This is a genomic window from Streptomyces sp. NPDC006314, assembly GCF_040613075.1.
Taxonomy (GTDB): Bacteria; Actinomycetota; Actinomycetes; order Streptomycetales; family Streptomycetaceae; genus Streptomyces.
Genome location: NZ_JBEXRL010000010.1, coordinates 298,760 through 316,270, shown reverse-complemented (window position 1 = coordinate 316,270; position 17,511 = coordinate 298,760). Strand labels below are relative to the sequence as shown.

17 protein-coding genes are annotated in these 17,511 nt (G+C 70.8%); 14 read left to right on the top strand and 3 right to left on the bottom strand.

Going from position 1 to position 17,511, the window contains the following annotated elements; all coding sequences use genetic code 11:
- Positions 1–111 precede the first annotated feature (111 nt).
- The 9 genes from ABZ079_RS21085 (at position 112) to ABZ079_RS21045 (ending at position 7,996) form a co-directional block, all read left to right on the top strand.
- On the top strand, positions 112–756 hold the full coding sequence (locus tag ABZ079_RS21085; RefSeq protein WP_356940941.1) for an HAD family hydrolase: 645 nt from the start codon (positions 112–114) through the stop codon (positions 754–756).
- Between the two features lie 93 nt (positions 757–849).
- A complete protein-coding gene (locus ABZ079_RS21080) occupies positions 850–1,587 on the top strand; it encodes a VC0807 family protein (RefSeq protein WP_356940940.1) in 738 nt (245 codons plus the stop codon).
- Between the two features lie 89 nt (positions 1,588–1,676).
- Positions 1,677–2,894, top strand: coding sequence for an MFS transporter (locus ABZ079_RS21075; protein WP_356940939.1), 1,218 nt, complete (start codon positions 1,677–1,679; stop codon positions 2,892–2,894).
- Complete coding sequence (locus ABZ079_RS21070) at positions 2,845–4,017, top strand: acetoin utilization protein AcuC (RefSeq protein ID WP_356940938.1); 1,173 nt, start codon at positions 2,845–2,847, stop codon at positions 4,015–4,017. The genes ABZ079_RS21075 and ABZ079_RS21070 overlap by 50 nt, the downstream gene beginning before the upstream one ends.
- Positions 4,018–4,222: 205 nt before the next feature.
- Positions 4,223–5,038 (top strand): phosphatase, encoded by an 816-nt coding sequence (locus ABZ079_RS21065; protein WP_356940937.1) that lies wholly within the window; start codon positions 4,223–4,225, stop codon positions 5,036–5,038.
- 129 nt (positions 5,039–5,167) lie between these two features.
- Positions 5,168–5,380 (top strand): helix-turn-helix domain-containing protein, encoded by a 213-nt coding sequence (locus ABZ079_RS21060; RefSeq protein ID WP_046417307.1) that lies wholly within the window; start codon positions 5,168–5,170, stop codon positions 5,378–5,380.
- Positions 5,381–5,514: 134 nt separating this feature from the next.
- Complete coding sequence (locus tag ABZ079_RS21055; RefSeq protein WP_003948845.1) at positions 5,515–5,613, top strand: AURKAIP1/COX24 domain-containing protein; 99 nt, start codon at positions 5,515–5,517, stop codon at positions 5,611–5,613.
- Positions 5,614–5,831: 218 nt separating this feature from the next.
- Positions 5,832–6,893: an NAD-dependent epimerase/dehydratase family protein gene (locus ABZ079_RS21050; protein WP_356940936.1), complete on the top strand. Its 1,062-nt coding sequence runs from the start codon at positions 5,832–5,834 to the stop codon at positions 6,891–6,893.
- Positions 6,894–6,907: 14 nt separating this feature from the next.
- Positions 6,908–7,996 (top strand): lysophospholipid acyltransferase family protein, encoded by a 1,089-nt coding sequence (locus ABZ079_RS21045; protein ID WP_356940935.1) that lies wholly within the window; start codon positions 6,908–6,910, stop codon positions 7,994–7,996.
- A 74-nt stretch (positions 7,997–8,070) separates the two neighbouring features.
- Here the strand turns inward: ABZ079_RS21045 and ABZ079_RS21040 are convergent, their stop codons facing one another.
- The 3 genes from ABZ079_RS21040 to ABZ079_RS21030 all read right to left on the bottom strand — a co-directional run bounded on the left by ABZ079_RS21040 (position 8,071) and on the right by ABZ079_RS21030 (position 11,641).
- Positions 8,071–9,303, bottom strand: a complete 1,233-nt coding sequence (locus ABZ079_RS21040; RefSeq protein ID WP_356940934.1) for a DUF5667 domain-containing protein — start codon at positions 9,301–9,303, stop codon at positions 8,071–8,073.
- A 247-nt stretch (positions 9,304–9,550) separates the two neighbouring features.
- Positions 9,551–10,321: an ECF subfamily RNA polymerase sigma factor, BldN family gene (locus ABZ079_RS21035; protein ID WP_356940933.1), complete on the bottom strand. Its 771-nt coding sequence runs from the start codon at positions 10,319–10,321 to the stop codon at positions 9,551–9,553.
- Positions 10,322–10,711: 390 nt separating this feature from the next.
- Positions 10,712–11,641: an HAD-IB family hydrolase gene (locus ABZ079_RS21030; protein ID WP_356940932.1), complete on the bottom strand. Its 930-nt coding sequence runs from the start codon at positions 11,639–11,641 to the stop codon at positions 10,712–10,714.
- A 136-nt stretch (positions 11,642–11,777) separates the two neighbouring features.
- On the opposite strand from ABZ079_RS21030, the gene ABZ079_RS21025 reads away from it, so the two are divergent.
- The 5 genes from ABZ079_RS21025 (at position 11,778) to ABZ079_RS21005 (ending at position 17,461) form a co-directional block, all read left to right on the top strand.
- The gene (locus ABZ079_RS21025) at positions 11,778–12,050 is read left to right on the top strand and encodes a glutaredoxin family protein (protein WP_356940931.1); all 273 of its coding nucleotides are present in this window, start codon (positions 11,778–11,780) and stop codon (positions 12,048–12,050) included.
- A gap of 281 nt (positions 12,051–12,331) precedes the next feature.
- Positions 12,332–13,096 carry a redox-sensing transcriptional repressor Rex gene (locus tag ABZ079_RS21020; RefSeq protein WP_356940930.1) on the top strand — a complete coding sequence of 255 codons (765 nt, stop codon included), beginning with the start codon at positions 12,332–12,334 and terminating at the stop codon, positions 13,094–13,096.
- Positions 13,093–14,784 (top strand): glutamyl-tRNA reductase, encoded by a 1,692-nt coding sequence (locus ABZ079_RS21015; RefSeq protein WP_356940929.1) that lies wholly within the window; start codon positions 13,093–13,095, stop codon positions 14,782–14,784. The genes ABZ079_RS21020 and ABZ079_RS21015 overlap by 4 nt, the downstream gene beginning before the upstream one ends.
- A complete protein-coding gene (gene hemC, locus ABZ079_RS21010; RefSeq protein WP_356940928.1) occupies positions 14,781–15,740 on the top strand; it encodes a hydroxymethylbilane synthase in 960 nt (319 codons plus the stop codon). Before ABZ079_RS21015 ends, hemC begins: the two co-directional genes overlap by 4 nt.
- A complete protein-coding gene (locus ABZ079_RS21005; RefSeq protein ID WP_356940927.1) occupies positions 15,737–17,461 on the top strand; it encodes a bifunctional uroporphyrinogen-III C-methyltransferase/uroporphyrinogen-III synthase in 1,725 nt (574 codons plus the stop codon). Before hemC ends, ABZ079_RS21005 begins: the two co-directional genes overlap by 4 nt.
- Positions 17,462–17,511 lie beyond the last annotated feature (50 nt).

The window sequence follows — 17,511 nt, the reverse complement described above, 5'->3', positions numbered from 1 at the left end:
TGCAGGGGGGACCCTGTGGGAGAGTAGGACACCGCCGAACAAATCTTGAGAAAACCCCCGCATCGAAAGATGCGGGGGTTTTCTGCGTTCGGGGTCCTTTATGGTCGAGGCATGCGCTACGACCTCATCATCTTCGACAACGACGGCGTGCTGGTGGACAGCGAGCCGATCTCCAACCGGCTCCTGGCCGCCTATCTCACCGAGCTGGGGCACCCGACGTCGTACGAGGAGTCCATACGGGACTACATGGGGTCGGCGATGCACCGGATCCACGATCTCGTCCTGGAGCGGACCGGGAGGCGGCTGCCGGACGACTTCGACGACGTCTTCCACGCGCGCGTCTTCGCCGCCTTCGAGCGGGAGTTGAAGCCTGTGGCCGGCGTCGGGGGCGTGCTGGAGAAGCTGGCCGCGGACGGGGTGCCGTACTGCGTGGCCTCCTCGGGGAGCCACGAACGGATCAGGGTGGGACATCGGACGACCGGGCTCGACCGGTGGTTCGTGAAGGAGCGGATCTTCAGCTCGCAGGATGTGGGGCGGGGCAAGCCGGCGCCCGATCTCTTTCTGTACGCGGCCGAGCGGATGGGGGTGGCCCCGGAGAGGTGTTTGGTGGTCGAGGACTCGCCGCTGGGCGTCCAGGCCGCCGTGGCGGCCGGTATGGACGTGTACGGGTTCACCGCGATGACGCCGGCGCCGAAGCTCGCCAGGGCGAACCAACTCTTCTCCCGCATGGGGGAGTTGGCTGACCTGCTGGTATGACCCGAGCCATCGCTCTGTGCCTGACATTTGTCATGCGGACCTCCGGACGATCGTTTCTACTGGCGGACCCCCGCCGGCGGCGAAGCTGAGGGCATGACGAAGAACACGGGGACCCGGGGCCGGAGCGAGCAGCAGGAGCAGCGCCCCAGCTTGATGGACAACTTCAAGCCGCTGCTCGTCGACGTGGCGGTGCCGCTCGGCTCGTACTACCTCTTCACGGACGGCTTCGGGATGAGCACCTTCGCGGCGCTCGCCTGGAGCAGCGTGGTGCCGGCGGCGCGGACCGTGTGGGGCCTGGTCAAGGAGCGCAGGACCAATGCGCTGGCCGGACTCATCCTCTTCGTGAACGTCGTCACGCTGCTGCTGAGCTTCGTCTCGGGCGACCCGCGGCTGATGCTGGCCAAGGACAGCGGCGTCAGCAGCACGGTCGCCATCGGCATCCTGATCTCCGTCCGGCTCGGCAAGCCGATGATGACCGCTGGTATGAAGCCCTTCCTCATCAAGGGAGACACGGCGAAGGAGGCCGCCTGGCAGCGGCTGGCGAGCGGGGCGGCGGCCGGATCCGAGGCCTTCCGGCGGAAGGAGAACGCGTTCTCCGTGGTCTGGGGGCTGGTGCTGCTCACCGAGTGCGTCCTGCGGGTGGTGGGCGCGTACACCATCCCCGTGGACACCATGGTGTGGCTCGGCACGGTCATCATGATCGGTGCGGTCGCGATCGCCATCGTGCTCAGCGGCGGCCTGGCCATCGAGCCGATGGAGAAGATGCTGGCCGCCGAGGTGGATGCCGAGGGCGGCCAGACCGAGGCGCCCGTGGTGGTCGCCACCGCCTGAGGCCCGACCCGTGTGGGCGGTAAAGCTGAAGGAAACTCACCTTTGGCTGGATCTACCCACAGGTAGTCAGGGGCCCTACGCTCGCCGCCATGACTGATGTGCTGCGGCGCGGTAGGGCCTCGCTGGCGTTCGGCTTCTTCGCCCAGGGCGTCACGTTCGCCCTCCTGGTCACCCGTATCCCGGCCGTCCAGGACCGCTACGGAGTCTCCGACGCGCTGCTGCCGGTCTTCCTTGCCGCAGTGCCGATCCTTGCCGGTGTCGGCAGCGTGACCACCGAGCAGCTGGTGAAGCGGGCCCGGCCCAGCAGCGTGCTGCGCTGGTCCCAGCCGCTGGTGCTGCTGGCGCTGCTGGGGGTCGGAGCGGGCGGCCACGGGCAGGTGGCGGCGCTGGCGGTGGCGCTGGGCGCGTTCGGGCTGGCCGTGGGGGCGTTGGACGCCTCCATGAACATGCTCGGGGTCAGCCTGCAGCGGTCGTACGGGCGCAGCATCATGCTCGGTCTCCACGCCGCCTACAGCCTAGGCGGGATCCTCGGGGCCTCGCTGGCCTGGGTGGGGGCGCACTGGCATCTCGCGCTGGGAGTGTCGTATCTGCCGGTGGTGCTCGTTCTGCTGCCGGCGGTGCTGGTGGGGAGCCGCTGGTACGTCGACGGGGACGCCGTACCGGCCAAGGAAGAGCAGGCGCGGGGGAGCCGGGTCGCCTTCAGGCTGCTGTTGCCGCTGTGTCTGGTGATGACCTTCGCGTACATCGGGGACTCGACCGTCTCCAACTGGAGCGCGAAGTACCTGGAGGACGTGCTGGGCGGCTCCGAGCAGCTGGCGACCGTGCCGTACAACGTGTACATGGTGACGACGCTGGTGGGGCGGGCCGTCGGGGACTTCGGGGTGCGGCGGTTCGGCGCCGTGACGGTCGTACGGCTGGGGACGCTGGTCGCGGCCGGTGGATTCGCGGTGGTGGCCTCAGCGGCGGGCGCGTGGGTGGGGATGTTCGGGTTCACCCTGCTGGGGCTGGGGCTGTGCGTTCTGGTGCCGCAGACGTTCGCGGCGGCCGGGCGGTTGTTCCCCGGGGCGTCGGATGCCGCCATCGCGCGGCTCAACATCTTCAACTACCTCGGTTTCCTGGTGGGTTCGCCCTTGGTGGGGGCGCTCGGGGATGCGTGGAGCTACCGGGGCGCCATGCTCGTGCCGATGGTGTTGGTGCTGGTGACACTGGTGTACGCCAGGTCGTTCGCCGCTCAACCGGGCCGATACGGTGGCGGGCATGAGCGGCCGCGCACAGCTGATGTGGGACGAGGCAGTAACGGGCTATGACTTCGGCCCGGACCATCCGATGGATCCGGTCCGGCTGGAGCTGACCCGGAAACTGGTGGGTGCCTTCGGGCTCGACCGGGAGATGCAGGTCGTCTCGGCGAAACCGGCCGGGGAGTCGACGCTGCGGCTGGTCCACCGGGAGGACTACATCGACGCCGTCAAGGCCGCGTCCGCCGATCCGGCGGGGGCCCGGGGGGCGTACGGGCTCGGTACGGTCGACGATCCCGCGTTCGCCGGGATGCACGAGGTGTCCGCGCTGATCGCCGGGCAGTCGGTGGGGGCTGCGGAGGCGGTGTGGCGGGGGCACGCCGATCACGCCGTGAATTTCGCGGGTGGGCTGCACCATGCGATGCCGGGGGGTGCGTCGGGATTCTGCATCTACAACGACGCGGCGCTGGCGATCGCCCGGCTGCTGGAGCTGGGGGCCGAGCGGGTCGTCTATGTGGACGTCGACGTGCATCACGGGGACGGGGTGCAGGCGGCGTTCTGGGAGGATCCGCGGGTTCTGACGATCTCGCTGCATGAGCATCCCCATACGTTGTTCCCGCAGACCGGGTGGCCCCAGGAGACCGGGGCGGGGGCGGGCGAGGGGGCCGCCGTGAACGTGGCGCTGCCGGCGGGGACCGGAGACGCGGGGTGGCTGCGGGCGTTTCACGCGGTGGTGCCGGAACTGCTGGCCGAGTTCCGGCCACAGGTGGTCGTCTCGCAGCACGGGGCTGATACGCACTTCGAGGATCCGTTGGCGCATCTCGCCGTCTCGCTGGATGCGCAGCGGGCGGTGCAGGTGGCCTGTCATGAGTTGGCGCATGAGTACGCCGGGGGGAAGTGGGTCGCGCTGGGCGGGGGCGGCTACGCGGTGGTCGACGTCGTACCACGCTCATGGACGCATCTGGTGGGGATCGCGGCGGGGCGGCCCGTTGCTCCGGAGGCGGTGATTCCCGAGCAGTGGCGGCAGGCGGTGTTCGCGCGGACTCGGCAGTGGGGGCCGCAGCGGATGACCGATGGGCGGTGGCCGGTGAGTTGGGACTCCTGGGAGTCCGGGTACGACCCCGCCGACCGCTTGGATCAGGCCGTACTGGCTACGCGGCGGGCGGCGTTTCCGTTGCGGGGGCTGTTGCCCTAGCGGCCGCTCGGTGTCGGTGTCGGTGTCGGTGCCGGCCGGGGGTGGGGTCGCTCGCCCGCGCCGGCGGGGTGCCGCCTTCTTCGGGGCGGGTGCCGCTCCAAGCGGCACGACCGCCCGCGGCTCCGTTGGACCTCCATTACGCCAACCGTGCGGTAATTCCGTGTTCCGGCATCGCCTGCCCACCTGATGGGTCACCATCACACGCGTGTCGACCCCCGCGGAGCTTCGTGCGCATCTGCTGGCCGTTCGGCTGGCCGGGGTCGTGGGGACCTCGCGGGAGGACAGTCTGCGGAGCTATCGGCTGTTCGCGGCGCGGGATCCGCGCGTGCTGATCGGAATTGATCCTGAATGGCCTTGGGGCCAACGGGACTTACTCGCGCTGATGGCGGAGAAGTGTGGGGTTTCGGCCGATCCTCGGCACACTTCCGGCCCGGATGTGATCGATCCGGAGCGGACGCTGGCCGCGCTGGATGCCTTCGCGGAGCGGCTCCGCGAGGTCGCCCGGCGGGGCGCGCCCGTGCTGTTCGGCACCGGGCATCCGCAGCGGCTGCTCGGGTTCTACGCCGGCCTGGCGGACGCGCTCTCGGCGGCGGGATGTGAGGTGCTCACCCCGGCGCAGGGTCGTTGTGTCGACATATTGACCCGGTTCGGTCTACGTACACACCAGCTCGACTACCTACGAGGGGTTGCCTTGGTGCGGGAACCAGGGGCCGAGCGCCCCGGTTGTGAGCCGGGTGTCCACAGTCATTCTCCGCTCCCGGTTCGGATCGCGCTCGAGGCCGCGGCTCGGGGCGGGGGGCCGCTGCCCGAGCTGGTCGTCGGGGACCACGGGTGGGTCTGCGGTGCTGGTCAGCTGGGGTTCGAGGCGATCGGCCTGGCCGACACCAATGATCCCGCGCTGTTCGTGGGGGAGGCGGAGGGGCACGTGTCCGTCGTCGTTCCGGTTGATGACGCCGTGCGATCCGACCACTACCGCCCGCTTACCCGCTACGTACTCAAACGAGCGCGTCTGTCGCAGTAGGGCGGTGATGGGTGCACCTCTTCCCCACTCGCATCACCCGCCCCTACATTGGGGAGTGAGCACGCAACGACGAAGAGTCACCGGAAGGGGAAGCCGGTGGCCGTCGAGTGCGGAAGGTTCAGGTGTGTCATGGCTGCAGCTGGCGAGAGGCCTCTGAACGAGGTTCAGTTCCTTACCGTGGCGGAGGTCGCCACGGTGATGCGAGTGTCGAAGATGACCGTGTACCGGCTGGTGCACAGCGGTCATCTGCCCGCGATCCGGGTGGGGCGGTCCTTCCGCGTCCCGGAGCAAGCGGTACACGAGTACCTCCGCGACAGCTATGTGGGGGTGGAAACGGCCTGACGGCGCGCTCGGAAGACCCTGGAGCACCCCTCGATTACGACCTCGGCGCTCGGTTGGGTAGGCTAGCCCCTCGTAGGTCGTGTGGGCCCATGGCGCCCAAACAACCGAGTGATGAGAAGTGAGCGAGGGTAGTCGTGGGCTCTGTTATCAAGAAGCGGCGCAAGCGGATGGCCAAGAAGAAGCACCGCAAGCTGCTCAAGCGCACGCGCGTTCAGCGTCGCAACAAGAAGTAAGCGGCGCCGCCAGGGCGTGTACCTGTGGCCTCCCACCAGCAGTGGTGGGGGGCCACAGGCATGTCCGCGGGCGGTCCCCGGGTACTCGGCGTATTCCGATGGGGGACATTCGGTCACCTCGCGCAGCGGGCGGTCATCACAGCGCGACGCCGAACCGCTAAGTTGGCCGCACACGGGGAACGCGGGATACCGGTAACGCGGGAAGGAAGGCGCTGATCTTGGCGAAGGTCGTGCTCGTCACCGGAGTGGCCCGGCAGCTGGGCGGCCGGTTCGTGCGGCGGATCCAGCGGGACCCGGAGGTCGACCGTGTGATCGCCGTCGACGCGGTGCCGCCCGCGCACCATCTGGGCGGGGCCGACTTCATCCAGGCCGACATCCGGCAGCCGACCATCGCCCGGGTGCTCGCCGAGACGGGCGCCGACACGGTCGTGCACCTGGACGTGACGGGCACGGCCCTGGGCGGCGGCAACCGGGCCACGGTCAAGGAGACCAACGTCATCGGCACCATGCAGCTGCTGGGCGCGTGCCAGAAGTCGCCGACCGTGCAGCGGCTGGTGGTGAAGTCCAGCACGAACGTGTACGGGTCGGCGCCGCGTGATCCCGCCGTGTTCACGGAGACGACTCCGCCGAAGTCGCTGCCCAGTGGCGGCTTCGCGAAGGACGCCTGCGAGGTCGAGGGGTATGTGCGCGGGTTCGCCCGGCGGCGGCCGGACGTCGCCGTGTGCGTGCTGCGGTTCGCCAACATCCTCGGACTTGCCGCGGACACCCCGCTCGCCTCGTACTTCGCGCTGCCGGTCCTGCCGACCGTGTTCGGCTACGACCCACGGCTGCAGTTCGTACACGAGGACGACGTCATCGAGGTGCTGCGGATCGCCTCGCACGAGCCGCGCCGGGGCACCCTCAACAGCGGCACGTTCAACATCGCCGGGGACGGGGCGCTGCTGCTCTCGCAGTGCTCCCGGCGGCTGGGCCGCCCCACCGTGCCGCTGCTGCTGCCCGCGGTCACCTGGGCCGGCTCCCTGGTCCGTACGCTGGGAATGACGGACTTCTCACCCGAGCAGATCCGGTTGCTCACCCACGGGCGGGTCGTGGACACCGTGCAGATGCGCGAGACGCTGGGCTTCACGCCCAGGTACACGACGGCGGAGACGTTCGAGGACTTCGCGCGCGGCCAGGGCCCCGGGCTGCTGCCGCCGGAGGCTCTCGCGAGGGCCGTCGACCGGGTCGCCGCGCTGGCCGCGCCGGTCAGCGGCCGGCCCACGACGCACAGCGCCAACTGAGGAGCGCAGCAACGATGGCGGACGCCAAGGTCATTCCGTTCGACGACGACCGGTCCCGTGGGAACGCCGCGCAGCGCCCGGCGCGGCGCCGGGGCACGGGGAGCCGGCGCAAGGGCGGCGAGAGCGCGACGGTGCGCGCGGCCGGGGAGGCCGCGGAGATCGGCGAGGTCCAGCCTCTGCCGGGCCGGGCGCAGGCGCACCAACATGGCGGTGTGAGCCGCGAGGAGGAGCCGCCGGGGCAGTCGGGGGCCGGCGGGCGTGACGGCGCCCTGGAGCGGCGTGTGGCGGCCGGGCTGGCCTTTCTGCGGCGCCGGCTGACCGGGGAGTACGAGGTCGACGACTTCGGCTACGACGAGGAGCTGACCGACCAGGTCCTGATGTCGCTGCTGCGGCCGGTGTACGAGAAGTACTTCCGGGTCGAGGTGAAGGGCATCGGGAACATCCCGGCCGAGGGCGGGGCGCTGATCGTCGCGAACCACTCCGGGACGCTGCCGCTGGACGGCCTGATGATGCAGGTCGCCGTGCACGACCACCATCCGGCCGGCCGGCATCTGCGGCTCCTCGCCGCCGACCTGGTCTTCGTGCTGCCGGTGGTCAACGAGCTGGCCCGCAAGTTGGGGCACACCCTGGCCTGTACGGAGGACGCCGAGCGGCTGCTGGAGCAGGGCGAGTTGGTCGGTGTGATGCCGGAGGGCTTCAAGGGCATCGGGAAGCCGTTCAGCGAGCGGTACAAGCTGCAGCGGTTCGGCCGCGGTGGTTTCGTCTCGACCGCCTTGCGGCAGGGCGCGCCGATCATCCCCTGCTCGATCGTCGGAGCCGAGGAGATCTACCCGATGATCGGCAACGCGAAGACGCTCGCCCGGCTGCTGGGCTTCCCGTACTTCCCGCTGACGCCGACCTTCCCGTGGCTGGGCCCGCTGGGCGCGATCCCGCTGCCGACGAAGTGGACGATCCAGTTCGGTGAGCCGATCCCGACGGACGGCTATCCGCCGGAGGCGGCCGAGGACCCGATGCTGATGTTCAACCTGACCGACCAGGTCCGCGAACAGATCCAGCACACGCTGTACAAGCTCCTGGTGCAGCGGAGGTCGGTCTTCTTCTGAGAGGTGCGGTGGTACGACGATGGGGGCGCCCCGCTCGGGAGGGGCGCCCCCACTGTCATTCGTTGCCGTACGGCTTAGTCCGCGTCCTCGCCGTCGATGTCCAGGCGGGGCAGCAGGCCCGGGAGGAGCGGCGGCAGGGTGACGTCCGGTTCGCTCGTCGGGAGCTTGCTGGTGGACGGCGTACTGCTGCCGGTGCCGGTCCTGGGCGGGTCGAGCAGGCCGCCGGTGTCGCCGCCGATGAGGCCGTCGCCGGCGCTGCCGGTGGCCGAGCCGCTCGGGGCGCCGGTGCTCGTGTGCCGACCGGAGGACGGGGTGTCCCCGGAGCTGGGCGCGGTCGGCCGGTGGGTGTCGGAGGAGCCGGTGGACGCCGGGCCGGAGCCCCCGTGCCGCTTGCCGTCGCCGGGCTGGGCCGACGGCTGCGGAAGCAGGGACTGCAGCGGGGCGACTTCTTCGTCTATGGCGTCGAACGCCGACGACACCTGCTCTTTGACGTCCCCGAGCTGCACGGGCAGCCTGTCGCTGAGAGCGCTCCACATCTCGCGGTGGGACCGGGAGAAGGCGGAGAGCGCCTGGATGGGTCCCAGGGAGTCGGGGTCGGCCGCGTAGGCCGCGTGCAGCAGGCGGTGGCCCTCGGCGACATCGTGCCGCATGCCGGACAGGGTGCGGCGGATCTCGCCGATGGACTCGTGGTCGAGATGGCCGCCGCGGCCGCGCTCCATCAGCCGGCGGGCCTCGTTGAGCCGGGTGGAGGCCTGGTCGAGGTAGTTCTGGCCGCGCTGGTCGTCACCGTCGGCCAGGTAGTTGAGTTTGAAGTCCTCGATGCCGCGTTTGAGGCCGTACAGCGAGTCGCCGGGCAGGGCGTCGGAGCTGGCGGCGGCGATTCCGCCGAAGGCCCCGGCGGCCACACCGACGCTCAGCCCGCCCGCGGCGAGCCCCTTGGTCAGCCTGGAACGCGGGCGGAGTTTGCCCAGTGGGCTCGCCCGGTGGGCGCCCTTGGCCCGATGGGAACGCTGTTCCGGCACCGACGCATCCGCCGCCCCTGCCCCCTCCTGGAGCATGGCCTCCATCGCGGCCACCAGCTGGGCGCGCTGGACGACCTTGACCTCGGGGTCGAGCTGCGGCCTGGGCAGCGCGCCGAGACCCGCCGCCAGGGCCAGCAGCGGGCCCTGCTCGGTGTGTTCCTCGGCGGCCGGCGGCGATTCCGCCGGTGCTGCGGACTGCTCGGCCGCCGTGTCCCGGTCGGACTGCTCCTCCAGGGCCTGGGCGAAGGCGTTCGCCCGCCGGTGCGCCGATACGTTCGCGATCACTGGCGGCACCTCCTCTCGTCATGACGGTCGACTCCCCAGGGGGTCCTGAGGGTTGCACGTCCACGACCATTTCCCCCGATCGAGTGATCAGGGTCGGCCAGGACGTGACCACAGGGAGCCTGTATCCCGCACAACGACTGGCGTGGCACTTGGGTTACGGATGGCGGATGATCGGTTCAGAAAGGCAACCGGCGTTCACGCCGCGTGAGTTGAGCGTTGTCCTGCGTGGCGTGCCGGGTCGCCCGGTTCAGCGCGCGTCCTCCGGCAGGAGCCGGGCGAGGGTGCGCACGGCACGGTACTGGAGGGTCTTGATGGCGCCCTCGTTCTTGCCCATGACCCGGGCGGTCTCGGCGACCGAGAGGCCCTGGAGGAACCGGAGCGTCACGCACTCCTGCTGCTGCGGGTTGAGCCGGCGCACGGCGTCCAGCAGAGCGGCGTTCGACAGGGACTCCAAGACGGAGTCCTCGGGGGATCGCTCGACCTCGTTGGCGTCCAGCATCTCGCCGGTGGTGATCTCGAGACGGAAGCGGCTGGACTTGAAGTGGTCGGCGACGAGATTCCGGGCGATCGTCACCAGCCACGCCCCGAAGTCCCGCCCCTGCCAGGTGAAGGTGCCGATCCTTCTCAGGGCACGCAGAAAGGTCTCGCTCGTGAGGTCCTCGGCGGTCGCCCGGCCACCGACGCGGTAGTAGATGTACCGGTACACGGTGTCGCTGTACTGGTCGTAGAGGCGCCCGAAGGCCTCGGCCTCCCCCGCCTGGGCGCGTTCGACGAGGTCCATCATGCGGGCGCTGTCGCTGTCCGCGGCGGGGCGGCGGGCGGCGGGGGCGCCGGCGGAGCGCCCGCGTCTGCCGACCGCGGCGCCGCCGTCGGCCAGTGCGTAGCACGGGCCTACGGGCGCGGCGGTGGCGAAGGCGGGGACGGCGTACGCGGTGGGGACGAAGCCACGCAGCGTCTCTTTGACCGTTGCGCGCAGCGTAGCCAGGCCCGAGGCGTCAACCCCGACGTGTGGGTACACGGGACTCCCAGAGGCAGAGCTTCCATCACGTGCAGTGCGGGACCGTTCACCCGTCGTAGCGACGGAGGGGTACCGGTGTGCATTTGAGGAGAATAACGCTTCGTGCAGGCACTGCTACACCGAGTTGCTCAAATCATCGATTGCGTCGCTTCTGTAACCGATTGACGCCCTATCGAGTGCCGCAAAGTGATCGGTTGGTGAACGGAAAAAGGCGGGTTTCGGTGAACTACGGGGCGTGTTGAGGTGGCCGCGGCATAATCCGTGCGCGTGGGGCGGAGGCCGGGCGAGGGCCCCGAGGGGCGCGGTGGACTGCGCGACCACCCGGACGGGGCCGCGGCCGGAGGACGGGTGGCAGCGCCGGGGCGATCGGCCCCCCGCCCACGCGCCGAGCTATCGGCGGCGTCGGCTCAAAGCGATCGCGGCCGCGGTGCCACCGGCGACCGCGCCGACGCCGGCCGCCGCCGGGATGCCGACCTTGGCCGCCTTGCGCCCGGTGCGGTAGTCGCGCAGGCGCCAGTCCTTCTCGCGGGCGTGCCTGCGGAGCTTGGCGTCCGGGTTGATGGCGTAGGGGTGGCCGACGAGGGACAGCATGGGGATGTCGTTATGGCTGTCGCTGTAGGCCGCGCAGCGGGAGAGGTCCAGTCCTTCCGCCGCGGCCAGGGCGCGGACCGCCTCCGCCTTCGCGGGGCCGTGCAGCGGTTCGCCCACCAGCTTGCCGGTGTAGACGCCCGCGACCGATTCCGCGACCGTGCCGAGCGCGCCGGTCAGGCCGAGGCGGCGGGCGATGACCTGGGCGATCTCGACCGGGGCGGCCGTCACGAGCCACACCTTCTGGCCCGCGTCCAGGTGGGCCTGGGCCAGGGCGCGGGTACCGGGCCAGATGCGGCCGGCCATGTACTCGTCGTAGATCTCCTCGCCGATCGTCTCCAGTTCGGCGACGCGGTGGCCCTTGACGATGGACAGGGCGGAGTCGCGGGCGTCCTGCATGTGCTCGGGGTCCTCGACTCCGGCCAGCCGGAACCACGCCTGCTGCCAGGCGAACCTGGCCAGGTCGCGGGTCTCGAAGAACTTCCGCTTGTACAGGCCCCGGCCGAAGTGGAACAGCGCGGCACCCTGCATCACGGTGTTGTCGAGGTCGAAGAAGGCGGCCGCCTTGTCATCGCCGAGAACCGGGAATTCCGGCTCCTCCGCGGCGAGCCGCGGGGTCTCCTGCACTTCCTGCGAGGACTTGCGGGCAGCCTCCGCCGAGGCCTCGCCTGCCAACACGCTCCGCGCCGTGGCGGAGCGCCTACGGGGAGTGAGCCATCCGAGAGCGGCCATGTCGTGAGCATAGCCAGTCTGTTCGGTGCTTCCGGAGCCGAGAGGTCGGAAGGGTGTGAACTCTCGGTGGCGGGGCCGTTGACGAGGGGCGGGAAGCCGCGGGATGCGCGGTACCGCACGCGGGACAATGGCCGGTATGAGTCCCCTCTTCAGGCGTAGGACCGAGCCCCGTGAGCGGCTGGTCACCCTCATCCGCAAGCCCGGTTGTCATCTGTGCGACGACGCCGAGCTCGTGATCGACAAGGTCTGTGGCGAGCTCGGCGTGTCCTGGGAGCAGAAGGACATCACCGAGGACCGGGCCCTGTACGACCGGTACTGGGAGCAGATCCCGGTCGTGCTGATCGATGGTGAACAGCACACCTTCTGGCGCGTGAACGAGGAGCGACTGCGCCGGGCACTGACCGAGTAGTCCAAACTGGCCCGGAAAGTCGCTTAGGATCAACGGCGGTTTGGTCTCGGGGGCGGGATTCGTGAGGAGAGTGTGCGGTTTTGCCCCCAGTAACGAAGGAACGACGGTGCGTTCGTGCCGGTTCCTGTCGCGGGCGCCGAAGGTGCGTGACCCCGGTCACTTCTGCCGGGCAAATCGGACACCATCTTTGTGCACGCGTTCACAAAGACATAGCCTGCTGTCGACGGGGCGGTCTGGGGACGTATGACCGCCTGCAGCCCCGCTCTACCCGCAGGAGCACCGTGGCAACTGGCCGAACACACCGACCGGCGACCCGTAGCCGAGGGATTCCCGAGGCCACCGTCGCCCGGCTTCCGCTGTACCTCCGAGCCCTGACCGCACTGTCGGAGCGCTCGGTCCCCACGGTCTCCTCCGAGGAGCTGGCCGCGGCGGCGGGGGTCAACTCCGCCAAGCTGCGCAAGGACTTCTCCTACCTGGGCTCCTACGGAACGCGCGGTGTCGGCTACGACGTGGAGTATCTCGTCTACCAGATCTCCCGCGAACTCGGCCTGACCCAGGACTGGCCGGTTGTGATCGTCGGTATCGGCAACCTCGGCGCGGCCCTGGCCAACTACGGCGGCTTCGCCTCCCGTGGCTTCCGGGTCGCCGCCCTCATCGACGCCGACCCGGCGATGGCCGGGAAGCCGGTCGCGGGCATACCCGTCCAGCACACCGACGACCTCGAGAAGATCATCGAGGACAACGGGGTCTCCATCGGTGTGATCGCCACCCCGGCCGGTGCCGCCCAGCAGGTCTGCGACCGGCTCGTGGCCGCCGGGGTCACCTCGATCCTGAACTTCGCGCCGACCGTGCTGTCCGTCCCGGACGGCGTCGACGTGCGCAAGGTCGACCTCTCCATCGAGCTGCAGATCCTCGCCTTCCACGAGCAGCGCAAGGCCGGCGAGGAGACCGCGGCCGGCGACGGCGCCCTGCCCGCGGCCGCCACCCGTGAGGATTCCGCCGACCAGGGCCCCGAGGGCGACGTACCCGCCGTGATGCCGGCATGAGCCTTCTCGTCGTAGGCCTCAGTCATCGCAGCGCCCCGGTCAGCGTGCTGGAGCGGGCCGCGCTGAGCGCGGACGCCCTGACCAAGCTGCTGCACGACACGGTCGCCGCCGAGCCCGCAACCGAGGCGGCGGTGCTCGCCACCTGCAACCGCATCGAGCTGTACGCCGACGTGGACAAGTTCCACGCCGGTGTCGCCGAGCTGTCCACGCTGCTCGCCCAGCACAGCGGGGTCGGCCTCGAGGAGCTGACCCCCTATCTCTACGTGCACTACGAGGACCGGGCCGTCCACCACCTGTTCTCGGTGGCCTGCGGGCTGGACTCGATGGTCGTCGGCGAGGGGCAGATCCTCGGGCAGATCAAGGACTCGCTGGCCAGGGCGCAGGAGCTGCACACCGCCGGACGGCTGCTGAACGACCTGTTCCAGCAGGCCCTGCGGGTCGGCAAGCGCGCCCACTCCGAGACCGGTATCGACCGCGCCGGGCAGTCCCTGGTCACCTTCGGGCTGGAGCAGCTGGCCGCCGGCGCGGAGGTCGCCGCCTGGGCCGCGGGCAAGAAGGCTCTGGTCATCGGCGCCGGATCGATGTCCTCCCTGGCCGCTGCCACGCTCGCGCGGGCCGGGGTCGCCGACGTCGTCGTCGCCAACCGGACCTTCGATCGCGCCGAGCGGCTGGCACAGATCCTGACCGAGGGCGACGACACCGCCGTGACCGCCCGCGCGGTGACGATGGACGCCGTGCCCGGCGAGCTGACACGTGCCGACGTCGTCGTCTCCTGTACCGGGGCGACGGGCCTGGTGCTCACGGCCGAGTCGGTCGCGCAGGCGGTAGAGGGCCGCACCGGGCAGCCCGTCGCCGGCACCGGTCCCACGGCCGTGACGACCGAGGAGCCGCTGCCGCCCACCAGTGTCGGCACCGAGGAGAACTGCCCGCTGGACCTGGCTGCCGTGCAGGGCGCGACCGGCTTCTCCGTGCTCGGCGAGGCCGCCGTGGCCGGCTTGGACGCGGCCACGCTGGAGCAGCACGCGGCCTGGGTGGACAACGGGGCCGTCGACCGCCGGGAACGCCGTACCCCCGAGGCGGACGCCGAGCTGATCACCGCGCTCGCCGCGACCGCCGCCACGGTGGGCCGCATCCCCGAGCGGCGGAGGCCCGAGCCGGTCGCCGTGATCCCGCGTCCGGCGCCCTCCCTGTTCCTGCTCGACCTGGCCATGCCCCGCGACATCGACGCGGCCGTGCACCGGCTGGCCGGGGTGCGCCTGGTGGACATCGAGTCGCTGGCGGAAGCTTCCGCCGACGCTCCGATGGCGGCCGACGTCGACCTGGTCCGGCGTATCGTCTCCGACGAGGTCGCGGCCTTCGGGGCGGCCCAGCGGGCGGCGCACATCACGCCGACCGTGGTCGCGCTGCGCACCATGGCCGCCGACGTCGTCGCCAGTGAGATCGCGCGGCTCGACGGCCGCCTGCCCGACCTGGACGAGCGCCAGCGCGGCGAGATCCGGCAGGCCGTGCACCGGGTCGTCGACAAGCTGCTGCACGCGCCGACCGTACGGGTCAAGCAGCTCGCGGCCGAGCCCGGCGGCGCCGGGTACGCGGACGCGCTGCGCACCCTCTTCGACCTCGACCCCGAGACGGTGGCCGCCGTCTCCCGGGCCGGGGACAGCACAGAGACGAAGGACCGACCGGCATGAGTGAGAACGCTTTGAGGCTGGGGACCAGGCGGAGCAAGCTCGCCATGGCCCAGTCCGGGCAGGTGGCGGACATCGTCCGCCAGGTGACCGGGCGGCCCGTCGAGCTGGTCGAGATCACCACGTACGGCGATGTCTCCCGCGAGGCGCTCGCGCAGATCGGCGGCACCGGCGTGTTCGTCACGGCGTTGCGCGACGCGCTGCTGAAGGGCGAGGTCGACTTCGCGGTTCATTCGCTCAAGGACCTGCCGACCACGCAGCCCGGGGAACTGGTCCTGGCCGCCGTACCCGTGCGCGAGGACCCGCGGGACGTGATCGTCTCGCGCGATGCCCTCAAGTTCACCGATCTGCCCCGCGGGGCCCGCATCGGTACCGGCTCCCCGCGTCGCATGGCGCAGCTGAACGCGTACGCCCGCGCCCACGGCCTGGACATCGAGATGGTCCCGATCCGCGGCAACGTCGACACGCGGATCGGATACGTCCGCGGCGGTGAACTCGACGCGGTCGTCCTGGCCGCCGCCGGACTGAACCGGATCGGCCGGATCGACGAGGTGACCGACTTCCTGTCGGTCGACACGGTTTTGCCCGCCCCCGGCCAGGGGGCCCTGGCGATCGAGTGTGCCGCGGACAACGCGGACCTCATCGCGGCGCTCGGCGAACTCGACGACCCGTTCACGCGGGCCGCCGTCACCGCCGAACGGTCACTGCTCGCCGCCCTGGAGGCCGGTTGCAGCGCCCCTGTGGGCGCGCTGGCCGACCTGCTGGCCGACGGGCAGATTGTCAAGGAAATGCGCCTGCGCGGCGTCGTCGGCACGACCGACGGCACCCGCATGGTGCAGCTGTCCACCACCGGTCCCGTGCCCCAGACGCACGACCGGGCAACGGCACTCGGTCGCGAACTCGCCACCGAGATGCTCGCCCAGGGCGCGGCCGGTCTGATGGGGGAGCGAGCACAGTGAGCCCCACCACTCTTCCCGCCGCCGGTCCGGAACACGGGCACGTCACCTTCCTCGGTGCCGGACCCGGGGATCCGGGACTGCTGACTCTGCGCGCCGTGGAGGCGCTGTCGAACGCGGATGTCCTGGTCGCCGAGCACGAGGTGCTCGACGTGATCCGGACGCACGCCCGACAGGGTGTTTCCGTCGTGCGGACAGACGTCGTGCCGACAGATACAGCTCCCTCCGCGGTCTCGCCGCCGGGCACAGGCACGCCGCAGCTCACGGTCGTTGACGGCACGTCAACAACCGCCGCTGCCCCGGCACCTGCCCGGGATGCCGCTCATCTTGTCATGCAGGCCGCGCGGGGCGGCAGGCGGGTCGTCCGTGCGGTGTCCGGGGACCCGGGACTTGATACGTACGCGGCCGAGGAAATGCTCGCCTGCGCCGCCGCCGGTGTGCCCTTCGAGGTCGTACCGGGCGTGGCGGCCGCGGTCGGTGTGCCGGCGTACGCCGGTGTGCCGCTGCGGGACGCGCAGGGCGCGGACGTCCGGTTCGTGGACGCCCGCACCGCCTCCGACCGCTGCTGGACGGAGGTGGGCGTCTCGGACGGCACGGTCGTCGTCTCGACGACGCTCGATTCCGTGGCCGCGGCGGCGGGCGAGCTGGTCTCGGCGGGCCGTAAGCCGGACACGCCTCTGACGGTCACCATCGCCGGTACGACGACCCGTCAGCGCACCTGGACGGCGACCCTCGGCACGATCGCGCAGACGCTGAAGCAGGCGAAGGTGCTGCCGTCGCCGGACGGCGGCCGGCCGGTGATAGCCGTGGTCGGTGAGCGTTCCGCCGCCCGGCGCGACCAGCTGTCGTGGTTCGAGTCCAAGCCGCTGTTCGGCTGGAAGGTGCTCGTGCCGCGTACGAAGGAGCAGGCGGCGTCGCTCTCCGACCAGCTGCGGTCCTACGGTGCCGTGCCGCACGAGGTCCCGACGATCGCCGTCGAACCGCCGCGCACGCCCCAGCAGATGGAACGTGCCGTCAAGGGCCTGGTGACGGGCCGCTACGAGTGGATCGCCTTCACCTCGGTCAACGCGGTCAAGGCGGTGCGGGAGAAGTTCGAGGAGTACGGCCTCGATGCTCGGGCTTTTGCGGGTATCAAGGTGGCTGCGGTGGGTGAGCAGACCGCCAAGGCGCTGATCGCCTTCGGCGTGAAGCCGGACCTGGTGCCCAGCGGGGAGCAGTCGGCCGCCGGTCTGCTGGAGGACTGGCCGCCCTACGACCCGGTCTTCGACCCGATCGACCGTGTCTTCCTGCCCCGCGCCGACATCGCCACGGAGACCCTGGTCGCCGGGCTGATCGAGCTGGGCTGGGAGGTCGACGACGTCACGGCCTACCGGACCGTGCGGGCCTCGCCGCCGCCGGCGGAGACGCGGGAGGCGATCAAGGGCGGCGGTTTCGACGCCGTGCTCTTCACGTCGTCGTCCACGGTGCGGAACCTGGTGGGTATCGCCGGCAAGCCGCACAACGTGACGGTGATCGCCTGCATCGGCCCGGCCACGGCGAAGACGGCCGAGGAGCACGGGCTGCGGGTCGACGTCATGGCACCGGAGCCGTCGGTCCACAAGCTGGCGGAGGCCCTGGCCGACTTCGGCATGAAGCGCCGCGCCGCCGCGCTGGAGGCCGGCGACCCGGTGACGCGGCCGAGCGAGCGCAGGCCGGGTGCGCGGAGACGCCGTACGTCGACGTGACCTTCGGCTGACACCGACTTCGGGGGTGCCCAGGCTTGTCCGGGCACCCC

Coding starts and splice junctions, on each gene's coding strand:
- ABZ079_RS21080 (WP_356940940.1), top strand. CDS start 850: ATGACGAAGAACACGGGGACCCGGGGCCGGAGCGAGCAGCAGGAGCAG.
- ABZ079_RS21015 (WP_356940929.1), top strand. CDS start 13,093: ATGAGCCTTCTCGTCGTAGGCCTCAGTCATCGCAGCGCCCCGGTCAGC.
- ABZ079_RS21085 (WP_356940941.1), top strand. CDS start 112: ATGCGCTACGACCTCATCATCTTCGACAACGACGGCGTGCTGGTGGAC.
- ABZ079_RS21075 (WP_356940939.1), top strand. CDS start 1,677: ATGACTGATGTGCTGCGGCGCGGTAGGGCCTCGCTGGCGTTCGGCTTC.
- ABZ079_RS21025 (WP_356940931.1), top strand. CDS start 11,778: ATGAGTCCCCTCTTCAGGCGTAGGACCGAGCCCCGTGAGCGGCTGGTC.
- ABZ079_RS21070 (WP_356940938.1), top strand. CDS start 2,845: ATGAGCGGCCGCGCACAGCTGATGTGGGACGAGGCAGTAACGGGCTAT.
- ABZ079_RS21045 (WP_356940935.1), top strand. CDS start 6,908: ATGGCGGACGCCAAGGTCATTCCGTTCGACGACGACCGGTCCCGTGGG.
- hemC (WP_356940928.1), top strand. CDS start 14,781: ATGAGTGAGAACGCTTTGAGGCTGGGGACCAGGCGGAGCAAGCTCGCC.
- ABZ079_RS21030 (WP_356940932.1), bottom strand. CDS start 11,641: ATGGCCGCTCTCGGATGGCTCACTCCCCGTAGGCGCTCCGCCACGGCG.
- ABZ079_RS21060 (WP_046417307.1), top strand. CDS start 5,168: ATGGCTGCAGCTGGCGAGAGGCCTCTGAACGAGGTTCAGTTCCTTACC.